This window comes from Streptomyces sennicomposti, assembly GCF_019890635.1.
Lineage (GTDB): Bacteria > Actinomycetota > Actinomycetes > Streptomycetales > Streptomycetaceae > Streptomyces > Streptomyces sennicomposti.
The window spans coordinates 1-14085 of sequence record NZ_JAIOAB010000098.1 but is presented as its reverse complement, the minus strand read 5'-3'; the positions used below and the strand labels follow the sequence as shown (position 1 = coordinate 14085).

The 14085-nt window shown below is 70.1% G+C and carries 15 protein-coding genes; 11 read left to right on the top strand and 4 right to left on the bottom strand.

Annotated elements, in window-relative coordinates:
* Window positions 1-234: alpha/beta hydrolase (locus tag K7787_RS30560; protein WP_223003634.1), on the bottom strand; the 234-nt coding region annotated here is incomplete at its 3' end.
* Between the two features lie 225 nt (window positions 235-459).
* Between K7787_RS30560 and K7787_RS30555 the strand changes: the two genes are divergently transcribed.
* A complete protein-coding gene (locus K7787_RS30555) occupies window positions 460-1143 on the top strand; it encodes a GntR family transcriptional regulator (protein WP_247721447.1) in 684 nt (227 codons plus the stop codon).
* 58 nt (window positions 1144-1201) lie between these two features.
* On the opposite strand, the gene K7787_RS30550 is transcribed toward K7787_RS30555, so the two are convergent.
* Window positions 1202-2068, bottom strand: a complete 867-nt coding sequence (locus K7787_RS30550; protein ID WP_009192227.1) for a helix-turn-helix domain-containing protein — start codon at window positions 2066-2068, stop codon at window positions 1202-1204.
* Window positions 2069-2299: 231 nt separating this feature from the next.
* On the opposite strand from K7787_RS30550, the gene K7787_RS30545 reads away from it, so the two are divergent.
* Entirely contained in the window at window positions 2300-3214 is a 915-nt protein-coding gene (locus K7787_RS30545; RefSeq protein WP_009192226.1) for an alpha/beta hydrolase, read from the top strand.
* Between the two features lie 191 nt (window positions 3215-3405).
* Window positions 3406-4560, top strand: coding sequence for an FAD-dependent monooxygenase (locus K7787_RS30540; RefSeq protein WP_164393115.1), 1155 nt, complete (start codon window positions 3406-3408; stop codon window positions 4558-4560).
* A 206-nt stretch (window positions 4561-4766) separates the two neighbouring features.
* Here the strand turns inward: K7787_RS30540 and K7787_RS30535 are convergent, their stop codons facing one another.
* On the bottom strand, window positions 4767-5699 hold the full coding sequence (locus K7787_RS30535) for an alpha/beta hydrolase family protein (RefSeq protein ID WP_223003632.1): 933 nt from the start codon (window positions 5697-5699) through the stop codon (window positions 4767-4769).
* Between the two features lie 296 nt (window positions 5700-5995).
* Window positions 5996-6907 carry an alpha/beta hydrolase gene (locus K7787_RS30530; protein ID WP_223003631.1) on the bottom strand — a complete coding sequence of 304 codons (912 nt, stop codon included), beginning with the start codon at window positions 6905-6907 and terminating at the stop codon, window positions 5996-5998.
* A 379-nt stretch (window positions 6908-7286) separates the two neighbouring features.
* Here K7787_RS30530 and K7787_RS30525 point away from each other — a divergent pair, with 379 nt between their 5' ends.
* The 8 genes from K7787_RS30525 to K7787_RS30490 form a co-directional block, all read left to right on the top strand.
* A complete protein-coding gene (locus tag K7787_RS30525; RefSeq protein WP_223003630.1) occupies window positions 7287-7739 on the top strand; it encodes a VOC family protein in 453 nt (150 codons plus the stop codon).
* 76 nt (window positions 7740-7815) lie between these two features.
* Window positions 7816-8109: a putative quinol monooxygenase gene (locus tag K7787_RS30520; protein ID WP_223003629.1), complete on the top strand. Its 294-nt coding sequence runs from the start codon at window positions 7816-7818 to the stop codon at window positions 8107-8109.
* Between the two features lie 245 nt (window positions 8110-8354).
* Window positions 8355-9512, top strand: coding sequence for an acyl-CoA dehydrogenase family protein (locus K7787_RS30515; protein ID WP_223003628.1), 1158 nt, complete (start codon window positions 8355-8357; stop codon window positions 9510-9512).
* Between the two features lie 21 nt (window positions 9513-9533).
* Window positions 9534-10046, top strand: a complete 513-nt coding sequence (locus K7787_RS30510) for a MaoC family dehydratase (RefSeq protein WP_223003627.1) — start codon at window positions 9534-9536, stop codon at window positions 10044-10046.
* A 9-nt stretch (window positions 10047-10055) separates the two neighbouring features.
* The gene (locus K7787_RS30505; RefSeq protein WP_009192218.1) at window positions 10056-11267 is read left to right on the top strand and encodes a thiolase family protein; all 1212 of its coding nucleotides are present in this window, start codon (window positions 10056-10058) and stop codon (window positions 11265-11267) included.
* Between the two features lie 20 nt (window positions 11268-11287).
* Window positions 11288-11710 carry a Zn-ribbon domain-containing OB-fold protein gene (locus K7787_RS30500; RefSeq protein ID WP_223003626.1) on the top strand — a complete coding sequence of 141 codons (423 nt, stop codon included), beginning with the start codon at window positions 11288-11290 and terminating at the stop codon, window positions 11708-11710.
* A 9-nt stretch (window positions 11711-11719) separates the two neighbouring features.
* On the top strand, window positions 11720-12940 hold the full coding sequence (locus K7787_RS30495; RefSeq protein ID WP_223003625.1) for a CaiB/BaiF CoA transferase family protein: 1221 nt from the start codon (window positions 11720-11722) through the stop codon (window positions 12938-12940).
* Between the two features lie 23 nt (window positions 12941-12963).
* On the top strand, window positions 12964-14085 hold a 1122-nt coding region (locus K7787_RS30490), incomplete at its 3' end, for a CaiB/BaiF CoA transferase family protein (protein WP_247721446.1).

The following is a 14085-nucleotide window of genomic DNA, read 5'->3' as shown; positions in this document are numbered from 1 at the left end:
GTAGCGGGGTTCGCCGCCGCTCTCGCCCTGGTGCGAGGCGTCGAAGGCGAGGGTGACGTAGCCCTGTTCGGTGAGCCGTTCGGCGTAGATACTGCCGGACGTCTGTTCCTTGCAGCTGCTGATGGGGTGGGCGCAGACGATCGCGGGGTACTTCTCGTTCTCGTCGAAGCCCTCGGGTACTCGAAGATGCGCCGCCACGTCCCAGGTCCGGTTCTTGAACCGCACTTCCTGCATCTCGCTACCTCCTCGTCGGTGGGTTCGATGACCGAGTTCCACCGCCCGGGCCCACTATCCTGGGACAGAATCGGCCCCCCTTGGGCATTGTGTGCCATATGTCCGGAGCGGGCAGTCCGGCCGAAGGTGAGGCCGAGTCCCCGCCCGCGGCCCATGACCGCAGCCATCAGGCCATATGATGTTTTTGTTCGGGCCGGCCGGACAGTGACCGCGAACGAGGAACCCATGGCGCGCGACCGCAACTCCCAGCGGCAGCAACTCTCCGAGGAAGTGGCCGGCTACGTCCGCGAGCTGATCATCTCGGGCGAGGTCAAGCCCGGTGAGTTCCTGCGCATGGAGCCCATCGCCGAAGCCGTCGGCGTCAGCAACACCCCCGTCCGTGAGGGACTGCTCACGCTCAGCAGCGAGGGCTTCATCGAACTCGTCCCGCGCCGCGGCTTCCGCGTCACCTCCTTCACGCAGCAGGACATCCGCGACCTGTTCTGGGTCCAGGCCCAGCTCGGCGGCGAACTCGCCGCCCGCGCCGCCACCAAGATCACCGAGGCCCAGCTCGATCACCTGGAGACCCTCGCCAAGCAGCAGCAGGAAGCCATCGACGCCGGCGACGAGGAAGGCATGGTCGACTACGGCCACGACTTCCACCGTCAGATCAACCTCGCCGCCGACTCGCACCGCCTCGCCCTGCTCCTGCGCTCCGCCGTCCGGCAGCTGCCCAACCGCTTCTACCTCTCCATCGAGGGCCGCGCCGCCGCAGCCCGCGAGGAGCACCCCCTCATCATCGAGGCACTGCGCCGTCGCAGCACGCGGATGGCGCGCTCCCTGATGGAACAGCACACCCTGCAGAGCGCGGACCATCTCATCGAGACCCTCGAAGAGCGCGGCCTGTGGAAGGACCAGCCCGGCTCCTGAACCACACCGGTCCCACCGGCCGCGGCCCGGGCCGCCGGCTCTCGCCGGCCGTGGCGGACTACTTCGTCGTCGCGGCGGGGCGGTCGGTGTGGGCACTCCAGGAGGCGAGGATGCGCAGACCGTCGTGGGAGGGGGTGCCGGGTTCGGCGGTCCAGGTGACGAGCTGCTGGTCGGGATCGGTGGCGCAGGTGAGGGTGTCCCATTCGAGGGTGAGATCGCCGGCCACGGGATGGTGGTAGACCTTGGTGCCCATACCCCGGACGGCGACATGGTGGGCGCCCCACCACCGGCGGAAGTCGGCGTCCTGGACGGACAGTTCACCGACGAGAGCACTCAGCCGCGGGTCGTGCGGATCACGGGCCGCCTCCATGCGCAGCTGCGCCACACACGTGTGCGCGACGGTCTTCCACTCGGGGTACAACGTCCGGAAGGCCGGGTCCATGAACACCAGCCGGACCATGTTGCGCTGCTTCTCCGGGATCTTCCCGAAGTCGGTGATCAGGGCGGCGGCCATCGGGTTCCACGCCAGGACGTCCATGCGGCGGCCCAGGACCATCGCCGGGGTGGTGGTGAGGTCGTCCAGCAGCCGCCGTAGCTGGGGCTGGACCTTCTGCACGGCGCGGCGGCGGGGGCGCGCCTCGTCGCGGCCGGCGAGTTCGAAGGCGTAGTCGCGTTCGTCGTCGTCCAGGTGCAGGACCTCGGCGAGGGTCTCCAGCACGGACTGGGAGGCCTGGCGGCGGCCCTGTTCCAGACGGGTGTAGTAGTCGGTGCTGATGGAGGCGAGCAGGGCCACCTCCTCACGGCGCAGGCCCTTGACCCGCCGCCGGCCCCCCGTGTCCGGAAGTCCCACCATGGCGGGGCTCAGCTCCATCCGGCGGGCCTTGAGGAAGGCGCCCAGCTCGTTGCGGTGCGCGTTGCTGCTCATACCGTCCAGCATGGCAGCAAACACCCGCCCTGTGAGGGGGCCGGTCCTGTCCCAGGACACCCCTGTCGGGGGCTGCGAACCGCCCATTCCGCACCGTCGCCACACGTGGAAACCTTCAACACGTGGCAGTCGGGTCCGGCCACGGGAAACACTCTCTCCCTCCCCGGAGCCCAGGCCGGACCCGACGCCACGCAGGCCATTCCACCCCAGAACCAAGGAACGCCACAGCACATGAAGGCCAACGTCACCTTCCCCAGCGCCGGCCTCTCCCTCGCCGGCATCCTCTACACCCCCGACAGCCACACCGGCGCACCCCTGCCGGCCGTGGTCGTCTCCCACCCCGGCGGCGGCGTGAAGGAGCAGACCGCGAGCATCTACGCCGAGCGCCTGGCCCGCGAGGGCTACGCCGCCCTGGTCTTCGACGCCGCCTACCAGGGCGAGAGCGAGGGCACCCCGCGCGGTCTGGAGAACCCCTTCCAGCGCGCCGAGGACGTCCGCGCCGCCGTCACCTACCTGACCACCCGCGACGACATCGACCCGGCCCGCATCGGCGCCCTCGGCATCTGCGCCTCCGGCGGCTACGTGCCCTTCGCCGCGCAGACCGACCACCGCATCAAGGCCGTCGCCACCGTCAGCGCCGTCGACATCAACAGCCTCCTGGTGGACGGCCTCGGCCGCACCCAGGGTCCCGAGGTCCTCCAGGGCCTGCTCGACCAGGCCGGCGCCCTGCGCACCGCCGAGGCCAAGGGCGAGACCCCGGCCGTGCTGAACTGGGCCCCGGAGAGCCCCGAGGGCCTGGAGGAGGCGCCGACCCTCTACCGCGAGGCGCAGGACTACTACCGCACCCCGCGCGGCGGACACTGCAACTCCAACAACGAGTGGCCGCTGCGCAGCATCGACCACATCGCCCAGTTCCAGCCGTACGCGCTGATCAAGCTGATCTCCCCGCGCCCGCTGCTGATGATCGTCGGCTCGGACTCGGACACCGCCTACTTCAGCCGCGAGGCCATCGAGCAGGCGAACGAGCCCAAGGAGCTGTTCGTGGTCGACGGGGCCACCCACGTCTCCCTGTACGACAAGGACGAGCACGTCACCCCCGCCGTCGCCAAGCTCACCGACTTCTTCGGTCAGCACCTGGCCGGCTGAGAGCACCCTCACCGGGCCCGTGGCGCCGCCCCCCTCCCCTGCACGGGCGGCGCCACGGGCCGCTTCCATTCGAGACCTTCCCCGGGACCGGCGCGCACCCGCGCGCGGCGGCCTCACCGCGTCGCCGCCGCCCGTCACCGGGCCGAGGCGTACCGGTTCCGGCGCTAACGCTTCGGGAGACAGCAGACCTCATGAGCACACTCACCGACGGAACGCCGTCCGGCGCGGGCCGGCACGAGCGTCGCGGCACCGCCGTCGTGGTGGGCGCTTCCCTCGCCGGCCTGCTGACCGGGCTGAGCCTGTCGCGCGCCGGATACGACGTCACGATGCTCGAACGGTCCGGGCCCTCACCGCGCAGCGGCGCCGCACTCGGCATCAACGGTGACGCGTACGGCGGCACCCGACTGCCGGCCGGCTCGGACGGCGCCGCCCCTTCCTTGTGGGCGCTCGCCTCCGGCGGGTCCGCGTCACCGGTACAGGCGTGGTCGGCGGTGCACGCCAGACTCCGCGCCGCCGCCGAGGCCGATCCCCGCATCGAACTGCGCCACGACACCGCCGTGACGGGCGTCGGCCAGGACGACGACGCGGCGTGGGCGACCACTTCGACCGGCCGGACGCTGCGCGCCGACGTCGTGGTCGGGGCCGACGGCCATCGCAGCGTCGTACGGCGCGGTGTCGCACCGGACAAGCCCGAGGCGACCTTCGCCGGCTACGTCCTGTGGCTCGGTATCGCCGACGAGGCCGCCGTCCCGGCCGCGCGCCGGCTGCCCCGGGGCCACGACCGGCCCGACATCCTCGACGCCGGGGACTTCTGCCTCATCGGCTACCCCCTGCCGGGTGAGGACGGTTCGCTCGCGCCGGGCGCCCGCCGGCTGGGCTGGGCCTGGTTCGATCCGACCCGCAACGACCTCCTGCGGGAGAAGGGCTGCGTGGTCGGCGACGTGGTGCGGCGCTCGCTGCGCTTCGACGCCGTCCCGGCCCACACCTACCGCGAGCTGGCGGCGGCGGCCCGTGACCTGTGGCCGGCGCCCTGGCAGGACGCGATCCTCGACCGCGTCGAGCGGCGCGCGGTCATCGGCACCCCGATCGCCGAGTACGTGCCGGACCGGCTCGTCAACGGGCGCCTCGCCCTGGTCGGGAACGCCGCACATGTGCAGACCCCGATGACGGGCATGGGCTTCGACGCCTCGCTGCAGGACGCCGAGGCCCTGGCGGATCATCTCGCCGGCACGAGCGAGGTGCGGGCGGCCCTGCGCGGGTACGAGGAGACTCGGCTGCACGGCGCCCGCGACCTGGTCCGGTCGGGACAGCAGTTCAGCCGCTCGTTCGCCGGCGGAGGCCACTGACGTACCGCGGTCCGGGGGGACGGGCGTCTGGGGCCGCCGGTGTGCCCGTCAGTCAGTTCGGCGAACTCCGGGCTCCGTTCCGGTGGTTCCCCGAGGATCTGCCGCACGCGGGGATCGTCCGGCGCGTCAGCCCGACGCCGTCGCCCCGTACCCGCGCGAAGGGCCTGTGCGTTGTCGCGCACAGGCCCTTCGGTCACACCTGTTCCTCAGCCGCCGCGCTTCGCCAGCACCTCCGGTACGCGCGACGCGACGCGGCAGAAGTCGAAGAACGACAGCACCTGGAAGCCGTAGGCCTCGCGCATCGGGCCGAGGAACGCCCCGTGTGTGGCACCGCGCAGGACACCGCCGTCTACGTACGGCGAGGACGTGCGCAGCGCCTCGACGAACTCCGCGACCCGCCGGTCGTCCGTCTGCCACAGGGGGTCGAACTCCGAGACCCGCCAGAACACCGGCACGTCGATGGACGCCGCCACCCGCTGTGCGTTGCGGCGCCAGCCGCCGACGAGTTCGAGCATCTCCGCGCGGGGGATGCGGAAGGGACCGTGGTCGGTGATGGGGGTCTCAGGCAGGGCCCAGGCCGGACCGAAGTCCATACCGGGAGTGACGGCGTTCTCGACGACGTCGACGACCTCCGTGCCGTACCAGTACGCGGACACCTGCGGCCGCGGTGCGTGCCCGACGTCGGTGCCGGCCACTCCGAGCAACGGCCACCGCTCCTCGCCCCGGGCCCTGGCGGCACTCCACTGCGCGGCGAGGACCAGCGCGATGGCCCCGCCGACCGAGGAGCCGTGGACGATCACTCCGCGCGACCCTTTGCGGTAGCGGTCCCACAGTTCGGCGATCGCGTCCCCGAGGCGTTCGGCGCTGGCGGCGAAGAAGCCTTCGTCGACGTCCCCGGCGAACCCCAGCGACTCGCTGCCGCCGTAGTCGGGGCGGTTGAGCGAGAACAGCCCGGTGAATCCGTTGAGCGCCGCCCGCGCGAACTGCGACGAACCCGCCATGACCGGTTCGAGCGCGCTTCCGCCGCCGCCGTGCAGATAGACGATGAGCGGCGCGTCGCCGTGGTCGGCCGACGGGACGCGTATGCCGGTGATCCTGCCGTCGAGCAGCGTGATCTCTTCGTACTCGGTTGTCGTCATCGTTCCCTCCTGGGGGACATCACGATCGACCAGGCCGTGTTCGACGCCTGGTTCGGCTGACTTGAACGTGAGCGGGTCGATCGGCCGGCGCCGAGCCCGGACGGGCGCGGCAGGCCCGCGGTGATGATCGACAACGGGGGCGGGGAGCCCCCGGGGGAGCGGCCCGGACGGACCGCGCGGCCATTTCAGGACGCCGGGTGGGGAGGGCGCGCGCGCTGCCCGGGTGGGGCGCGGCGCGGGCGCCGGCGTCGGGCCGGACCGCTGTCCTTCCCCGCCGGGGCGGGGAAGGAGAGGGATCAGGCGGCCAGGTTGTCGGCGAAGAAGGCGGTGAGCTTGGCGAGAGCGGGGGTGACGTACTCGTCCTTGTCGTACAGGTCCACGTGGGTGGCTCCGTCGATGACGAACAGTTCCTTGGGCTCGTCGGCCTGCTCGATGGCCTCGCGGCTGAAGTAGCCGGTGTCCGCCTCGGAGCCGATGATCATCAGCAGCGGGCGGGGGGAGATGAGCCGGACCATCGCATAGGAGTCGTACTGGGCGATCTGGTCGATGCTGCGCAGCACCCAGCCCGTGTTCGAGCGGCAGTGGTAACCCCGCTCGGTGTAGTAGTACTCGGAGCCCTCTCGGTACAGGCTGCCTTCGGGCATGCCCTCGGGCGACTCGGGCACCCAGTTCTGCATCGTCGGGGCCTCGCCCTTGGCCTCGGCGGTGCGCAGGGCGCCGGCCTGGTCGAGCAGGCCCTGGAGGACCTCGGGCCCCTGGGTGCGGCCCAGCCCGCGCCGGAAGAGGTCGCCGACGTCCGCGCCGCTGACGGTGGCGACGGCCTTGATGCGGTGGTCGGTCTGCGCGGCGAAGGGCACGTAGCCGCCGGAGGCGCAGATGCCGAGGGCGCCGATGCGGGCCGGGTCGATGTCGTCGCGGGTGGTGAGGTAGGTGACGGCGGCGCGGACGTCCTCGGCGCGCTGGAAGGGGTTCTCCAGACCGCGCGGGGTGCCCTCGCTCTCGCCCTGGTAGGCGGCGTCGAAGACGAGCGCGGCGTAGCCCTCGCGGGCCAGGCGCTCGGCGTAGATGCTCGCGGTCTGCTCCTTCACACCGCCCGCCGGATGGGAGACGACCACGGCCGGCAGGGGTGCGCCGGTGTGGCTGTCGGGGGTGTAGAGGATGCCGGCGAGGGAAAGGCCGGCGCTGGGGAAGGCGACGTTCTTCTTCATGATATTCCTGAGCTTCTTTCCGCAGGAGAGGACGGCGCGCGAAGGTTTCGCGGAAAACACGTCCTGGTGCGTCCTGTCGTCCGACGAGGGATTTCCCGGCCGGTCACGTCACCCATGGTGGCACGCTCCCCGTCACCCGCAATGGGACAGCCGCATCCCCCGACGCCTGTGTCCAGGGACATTCCCGTCCCTGGTTCGGGGCTGCTTTTCCGTGCGCCGGGGAGTGTCCAACTTCTTGGACACTCTCCGGTGGGAGCGCCTCCTAAAGTACGGGTGCGGCAGCGGTCCGGATCCGGCCGATCGTCTTCACCCCGGGAGCCGGCCCCCCGGTGCCGACGAATGCGCGCATCGCACTCGTCGAATCCATTCGGAGGTATACGTGGCAGATGCACGTTTCATGAACTTCAAGCTGGTGGTGAGCGATCTCGACCGGTCGCTCGCCTTCTACACGGGCCTCTTCGGCCTGAAGGAAGCGGTCCGGCTCGAGTTCGCCGACCCCGACGTGGACGAGATCGTGCTGGAGGACGTGAGCGGGGCGCGTGCTCTCGTGCTCCTGCACGGCGACGTGATGCCGGTTCCGTCGGCGGTGCCCGGGTGGGCGCCCGTCGTCGTGCAGGTGGACGACGTGCACGCCGTGGCCGCCGAGATCAGGGCCGCGGGACACGAACTGGCTCTGGAGCCGCTCGGCTTCGGCCCCGTCAGCATCGTCATGGCCGTCGACCCCGACGGCTATCTCATCGAGATCATCTCCGGCGACGCGAACACCCTCGAGTCCACCCCCGCCGGGCAGCGGGTCCCGCACCCCGTCCCGCACATCCACCGGCCGACGTAGCCACCGGCCGAAGCAGCCGCCGAAGAAGCGGCAGCCGCCGAAGAAGAAGCAGCCACCGAAGAAGGAGACTCCGCCCATGGCATGCCACGTGATCTTCGAGATGACGGTGAAGGCAGGACGCTTCGACGACCTGCGCAAGTGGTTCCTCGAGAAGCTCCCCGGCACCCGCGACTTCGAGGGCAACATCAGTGTGGAGGTCGTCCGCGACCAGGACGACCCGACCAGGATCGTCTTCGTGGAGAAGTGGGACGCCCGCCAGGACTTCGAGCGCTATCTCGCCTGGCGGACCGAGACCGGTGTCGTCGCGGAGCTGGGCGAACTGCTCGAAGGCGGCATCGACTTCAGGTCCCACGACGGACTGGGCGTCTGACCCGCACCCGGCCTGACGGGTCCGGCGCGAGCGGTGCCCGGCCAACGGCCAGGCACCGCTTCGGCGTTGTCCCCTCCGTCCGGCGGGCGGCCCGCGGCCGACCTGACCGGAAGCGCCGGCGATTCCCCTTCGACGCCGTCGAATCGCGGATTCGAAACTTATCACTTGGATCGCCTGTAACCCGGCCTTAATCTTCGGGTAACCGCAGACGCCGGGTCCTCACAGCGATTTGGAGAGATGGCGAAATGCCTTCGAATTTCCTCAGCGAATCCCAGGCCGACTGGCTCAAGACCGTGAACGATTTCATGGACAACGAGATCACGGTCGAATACGTGCGCAAGTGCGACCAGGAACGTCAGTACCCGTACGAGGCCTACGCGAAGATCGCCCGGCAGGGCTGGCTCGGAATCCTGATCCCCGAGGAGGAGGGCGGCTCGGGCGGCGACATCTTCGACTACTCGCTGATGGCCGAGGGCCTCGGCAAGTTCGGCTTCGACTTCGCCTGCTCGGTGCTGGTGCCCACCTTCACCGCGATGAACATCATCAAGTTCGGCACCGCCGAGCAGAAGGCCAAGTACGTCAAGCCCTTCATCGACGGCGAGATCCGCTTCTCCGTGTCGATCTCCGAACCGGAGGCCGGCTCGGACGCCTCGAACACCAAGACCCACGCCCGTCGCGACGAGAACGGCGACTGGATCGTCAACGGCTCCAAGCTGTGGTGCAGCGGCGCCGCCGCCGACGACACCGTCATCGCGATGCTCGTCCGCACGGACAACGACGACAAGCACGGCGGCCTGTCGGTCCTGCTGATCCCGAACGACACTCCGGGTCTCGACATCCGCAAGCTGTCGACCCTGTCGCGGCACGCGACCGGCACCACCGAGATCTTCCTCGACGACGTCCGCGTCCCGGGCGAGAACCTCCTCGGCGAGGTCGGTCAGGGCTGGAAGATCATCACCGACCACCTGGAGCTGGAGCGCTGCGCGGTCGCCGCGGCCTACACCGGCAACGCCCAGGAGGCCGTGAACGCCGCCAACCGCTACGCCCAGCAGCGCATCCAGTTCGGCAAGCCGATCTACGAGTTCCAGGTGCTCAAGCACATGCTCGCCGAGAACCAGACCCGCGTCGACGCCGCCCGCCTGCTGTGCTACCGCGCCGCCCGGATGAAGGCCGAGGGCCTGCCCGCCGCGCGCGAGACGTCGATGGCCAAGCTGTACGGCTCGGAGACGCTCAAGCAGTGCGCCCTGGACGGCATGCAGATCCTCGGCGGCTACGCCAACCTCCCCGAGGCCGACATGGAGCGCTACCTGCGCGAGAGCGTGCAGTCGACCATCGGCGGCGGCACCTCGCAGATCCAGCGCACCATCATCGCCAAGTCCATGCGCCTGTCCGCCGGCGCCTGAGCCTCCGAGAGGACACCTCCCGTGCCCACGATCGACAACCGCATCGACATGCCGCTCGACGAGATCGAGGTCGGTCGCGTCTTCCGCTCCGGCGGCCGGACGATCACCGAGACCGACGTCGTCAACTACTGTGCGCTGACCGGCAACTGGATCGAGATCCACTCCAACGTCCACTACGCCGCGCAGACCCGGTTCGGCGAGCGTCTGGTGCAGGGCTCGCTCACCTACTCGATCATGACGGGCCTGATCACCTTCGGCCCCTCCATCCAGGCCAACTACGGCATCGACGGGCTGCGTTACCTCACGCCCGTGCACATCGGCGACACCATCTACGTGACCTGCGAGGTCATCGGCAAGAAGGAGAAGGACGACAAGTACGGCGTCGTCACCTTCCTGATGAAGGCGCTCAACCAGGACGGCGACGTCTGCCAGAAGTCCGAGTGGAGCCTGCTCATGCTCCGCAAGCGCGAGGACCTGGAGGCCCTGGTGTCCGCGTCCCTCCCCACCGAGAAGCCGCGCCGCAAGAAGGCCTGAGGTCCGCCGATGTCCCACGCACCCGTCGCCGCCGTCATCGGCATGGGCGACGCCTACGCATCGCTGGAGAACCGCAAGGACCCGCTCCGGCTCGCCGAGGAGGCGACCCTCGGGGCACTCGCCGACGCCGGGATCCGCAAGGACCAGATCGACGCCGTGTTCACCGGACGCTCGCCGTGGGCCGACAAGCGCTCGCAGTGGAGCAACATCTTCATCTCGCACATGCAGATGCCGGTGACCCTGAACAGCGAACTCACCATGCACGGCGCCGGACTGACCGCGACGATCGCCGTCGCGTCCCAGATGATCGCCGCCGGCGCCGCCGAGTACGTCCTCTGTCTGCAGAGCGACGCGACCCAGCTGTTCGTCGACGCGGTGGCGATGGGTGCCGAAGCCGACGCCGACCCCCAGTTCGAGGTCCCGTACGGCCCCACGATCCCGGCGCTGTACGCGCAGGCGGCGCGCCGCTACTTCCACGAGTTCGGCCTCACCGAGGCGGACCTCGCGGACGTCGCCGTCGCCAACCAGCGCTGGGGCGCCCACCATCCGCACGCCGCGAAGGCGAAGCACGGTGAGATCGACCGCGCCAAGGTCCTCGCCTCGCCCTACGTCGCCACGCCGCTCAGGCGGTGGATGTGCTCCACCTGGGGCGGCGGCACCGGCGGCGCGCTGGTCGTGACGTCGCCGGAGCGGGCGCGCGAGGCCCGCGACCCGGTGTACGTCCTCGGCTACGGGTCGGCCAGCACCCACGAGTACCTGGGCGACCGCATGAACATGCGGCAGTGCCGCTACCCGGCGCTGGGCGAGTTCCCCAACCTCACGCACACCGCGACGGCGGAGGCCGCCCGGCAGGCGTACACGAGGTCCGGGCTCACACCCGCCGACATCGACATGCTGCAGATCTCGGTCAACTTCGCGCACATGGGCCCCATCGTCATGGAGGACCTGGGGTTCGCGAAGAAGGGCAGCGGGATCGACGTCTACCGCGAGGGACGCACCGGCGTCGACGGAGACCTCCCGACCGACACGAACGGCGGCTGGCTGTCGTTCGGCCAGCCCGGGATCTCCTGCAACATGGACAGTTTGGTCGAGGCCGTCCGCCAGTTGCGCGGACAGGCCCTGGGGCTGGCGCCGCAGCGCCGGCCGGAGACGGTGCTGGTGCAGGGGGCGGGCGGCATGCTGGCCGCCGGCAGCGTGCTGCTGCTGTCCTCCTCGACCTGAGCCCTGATCGGGAGCACGGCATGACTGAAGCGAAAGCACTGAACGACTGGCCCCAGCCCTATCGCCTGATGGCGGCTGAGCCCTACTGGCAGGCGCTGTCCGAGGAACAACTGACCTTCCAGCGCTGCGCGGACTGCGCACGAGCGGTCTGGCCGGCGCACACCTACTGCACGCACTGCGGTTCCGCGGGACTGTCCTGGGAACGGTCCGGCGGACACGGCACCGTCTACTCCTACAGCACGATCCTGCGCGGCCCGACCCCCGTCTGGGCCGGGATCGCCCCCTACACCGTGGGCTTCGTGGAGATGGACGAGGGATACTTCCTGTTCACCCAGATCGAGGGCGACCCCGACGACATCGAGATCGGCAAGGAAGTCACGGTCCGCTACGTGCGGCGGGGCGAGCAGAAGCTCCCCGTCTTCACGATGACCGGAAACGGATAGGAGCCGGACATGCCCGGACCTCTCGACGGCGTGCGGGTCCTGGACCTGACGTCGAACTTCATGGGGCCGTACGCGTCACTGCTGCTCGCGGACATGGGCGCCGACGTCTCGAAGATCGAGTCGCCGGCGGGCGACACGACCCGGGGCATCGGCCCCTGCCGCAACCGCGGGATGGGCCCGATCTTCCTGCACCTGAACCGCAACAAGCGCAGTCTCGTCCTCGACCTCAAGAGCGCCGGCGGCAACGCGGCGCTGAAGCGGATGATCCGCGACGCCGATGTGCTGATGCACAGCCTGCGGCCCAAGGCCATGGCCAGGCTGGGGCTGTCCTACGCGGACGCCCGGACGATCAACCCGGGGATCATCTACTGCGGCATGCACGGCTTCGGCCAGAACGGCCCCTACGCGGACCGTCCGGCCTACGACGACCTGATCCAGGCGGCCGTGGGCATGCCGGTGCTCCAGAGCCGCAAAGCGGGCCCGCCCGACTACGTGGCCACCGCGATAGCGGACCGCGTGGTCGGGATGGCCGCGACCTCGGCCGTGTCGATGGCGCTGTTCCGGCGCGAGCGCAGCGGCGAGGGCCAGGAGGTCCAGGTGCCGATGTTCGAGACCTTCGCGCACTTCGTCATGGGCGACCACCTCTACGGACACACCTTCGTGCCGGCGATGGGCGACTGGGGCTACGCGCGGATGATGAACCCGGACCGGCGCCCGTACCGCACGCTCGACGGCTACATCGGCGTCAACGTCTACATCGACAAGCACTGGCGGCGGTTCTTCGAGGTGTCCGGGCACCCGGAGATGGCCGAGGACCCGCGGTTCGCCGACATCCACGGCCGCACCCAGCACATCGGTCTCCTCTACGAATTCCTCGGCCGGGTCTTCGAGACGAAGACGACCGCACAGTGGGCGAAGCTCATGACCGAGGCCGACATCCCGTTCATCGAGATGAACACGCCGGAATCGCTGCTGGCGGATCCGCATATGAAAGAGGTCGGATTCTTCGTCGAGGAGGAGCATCCTTCCGAGGGAACGCTCCGGTCGCTGGGAATCGCGCAGCAATGGAGCGAAAGCACTCCCGAACTGCGCTATCCGGCGCCGCGTCTCGGTGAGCATTCGGTCGAATTGCTTGCCGAATACGGTTTCAGCGAGAAAGAGATCGATGACCTGACGGGTTCCGGCGCCGTGTACGCGGCCGAGCCGCACCGGACGCGGCACGGCGACTGAGGAACAGGGAAAGCAGGGACACAATGCCGCACGATCTGCCCCTGTCCGGGGTTGTGGTGGTGGAGCTGAGCGACAGCGCCTCGGCTCCCTTCACCGGGAAGGTCCTCGCCGAACTCGGTGCCGAGGTGTGGAAGGTGGAGCGTCCCACGGGCGACTCCGCGCGCGGCTGGGGGCCCAGCACCTGGAAGGGCAGCGGAGCCGCCTTCCACGCCCTCAACCGCGGCAAGCGGTGCGTCAGCATCGACATCAAGGACCGCGAGCAACTGGCCACGCTGCACCGGCTGATCGGCGAACGCGCCGATGTCTTCGTCCACAACCTCCGCCCGGGCGCCGCCGCCGAGTACGGGCTGGACCCGGACAACCTGCGGGCCACCAAGCCGGAGCTGATCTGCTGCGAGATCGGCGCCTTCGGCCACGAGGGGCCGCTGAACACGCTGCCCGGCTACGACCCGCTGATGCAGGCGTTCGCCGGGATCATGAGCATCACCGGCGAGGAGGACGGCGCCCCGGTCCGGGCCGGCGTCTCCATCGTCGACTTCGGCGCCGGGATGTGGGCCGTGATCGGCATCCTGGCGGCGCTCCACCGGCGCACCACCAAGCAGTCCGGCGCCACCGTGAACGCCTCGCTGCTGGAGACGGCCATCACCTGGATGTCCGTCGGCATCGCGAGCTACAACGCCGACGGCGAACCCGGCGGACGGCACGGCTCGGGCGTGGCCTTCATCGTGCCGCACCGCGCCTACCCGGCCGCCGACGGCGACCTGGTCGTCAGCTGCGCCAACGACGCCCTGTTCGCCCGGCTGTGCGAGGCGCTCGGGCGGCCGGAATGGGCCGCGGACGACAGGTTCGCCACGAACGGGGCGCGGCTGCGCAACCGCGCCGAGATCGACCGGCTCATCGGCGAGCGGCTGGCCAAGGAGACACGCGCGTACTGGCAGGAACTGCTCCAGGCCGCCGGCATCCCGGTGGCGCCGATCCAGACCACCGCGGAGGTCGTCGCGCACGAGCAGACCCGTGCGCTCGGCATCATCGGCAAGCCGTCCGACGACGAGCTGGGCGTGGTGGGCCTGCCCCTCTCGTTCGACGGAAAGCGGCCGCCGCCGCTGCACGCGGCGCACGACATCGGCGCCGACGATGACAAGATC

Bases quoted from the DNA above. Each gene is read 5' to 3' on its own strand.
- K7787_RS30555 (WP_247721447.1), top strand. From the start codon at position 460: ATGGCGCGCGACCGCAACTCCCAGCGGCAGCAACTCTCCGAGGAAGTG.
- K7787_RS30550 (WP_009192227.1), bottom strand. From the start codon at position 2,068: ATGAGCAGCAACGCGCACCGCAACGAGCTGGGCGCCTTCCTCAAGGCC.
- K7787_RS30545 (WP_009192226.1), top strand. From the start codon at position 2,300: ATGAAGGCCAACGTCACCTTCCCCAGCGCCGGCCTCTCCCTCGCCGGC.
- K7787_RS30540 (WP_164393115.1), top strand. From the start codon at position 3,406: ATGAGCACACTCACCGACGGAACGCCGTCCGGCGCGGGCCGGCACGAG.
- K7787_RS30535 (WP_223003632.1), bottom strand. From the start codon at position 5,699: ATGACGACAACCGAGTACGAAGAGATCACGCTGCTCGACGGCAGGATC.
- K7787_RS30530 (WP_223003631.1), bottom strand. From the start codon at position 6,907: ATGAAGAAGAACGTCGCCTTCCCCAGCGCCGGCCTTTCCCTCGCCGGC.
- K7787_RS30520 (WP_223003629.1), top strand. From the start codon at position 7,816: ATGGCATGCCACGTGATCTTCGAGATGACGGTGAAGGCAGGACGCTTC.
- K7787_RS30515 (WP_223003628.1), top strand. From the start codon at position 8,355: ATGCCTTCGAATTTCCTCAGCGAATCCCAGGCCGACTGGCTCAAGACC.
- K7787_RS30505 (WP_009192218.1), top strand. From the start codon at position 10,056: ATGTCCCACGCACCCGTCGCCGCCGTCATCGGCATGGGCGACGCCTAC.
- K7787_RS30500 (WP_223003626.1), top strand. From the start codon at position 11,288: ATGACTGAAGCGAAAGCACTGAACGACTGGCCCCAGCCCTATCGCCTG.
- K7787_RS30495 (WP_223003625.1), top strand. From the start codon at position 11,720: ATGCCCGGACCTCTCGACGGCGTGCGGGTCCTGGACCTGACGTCGAAC.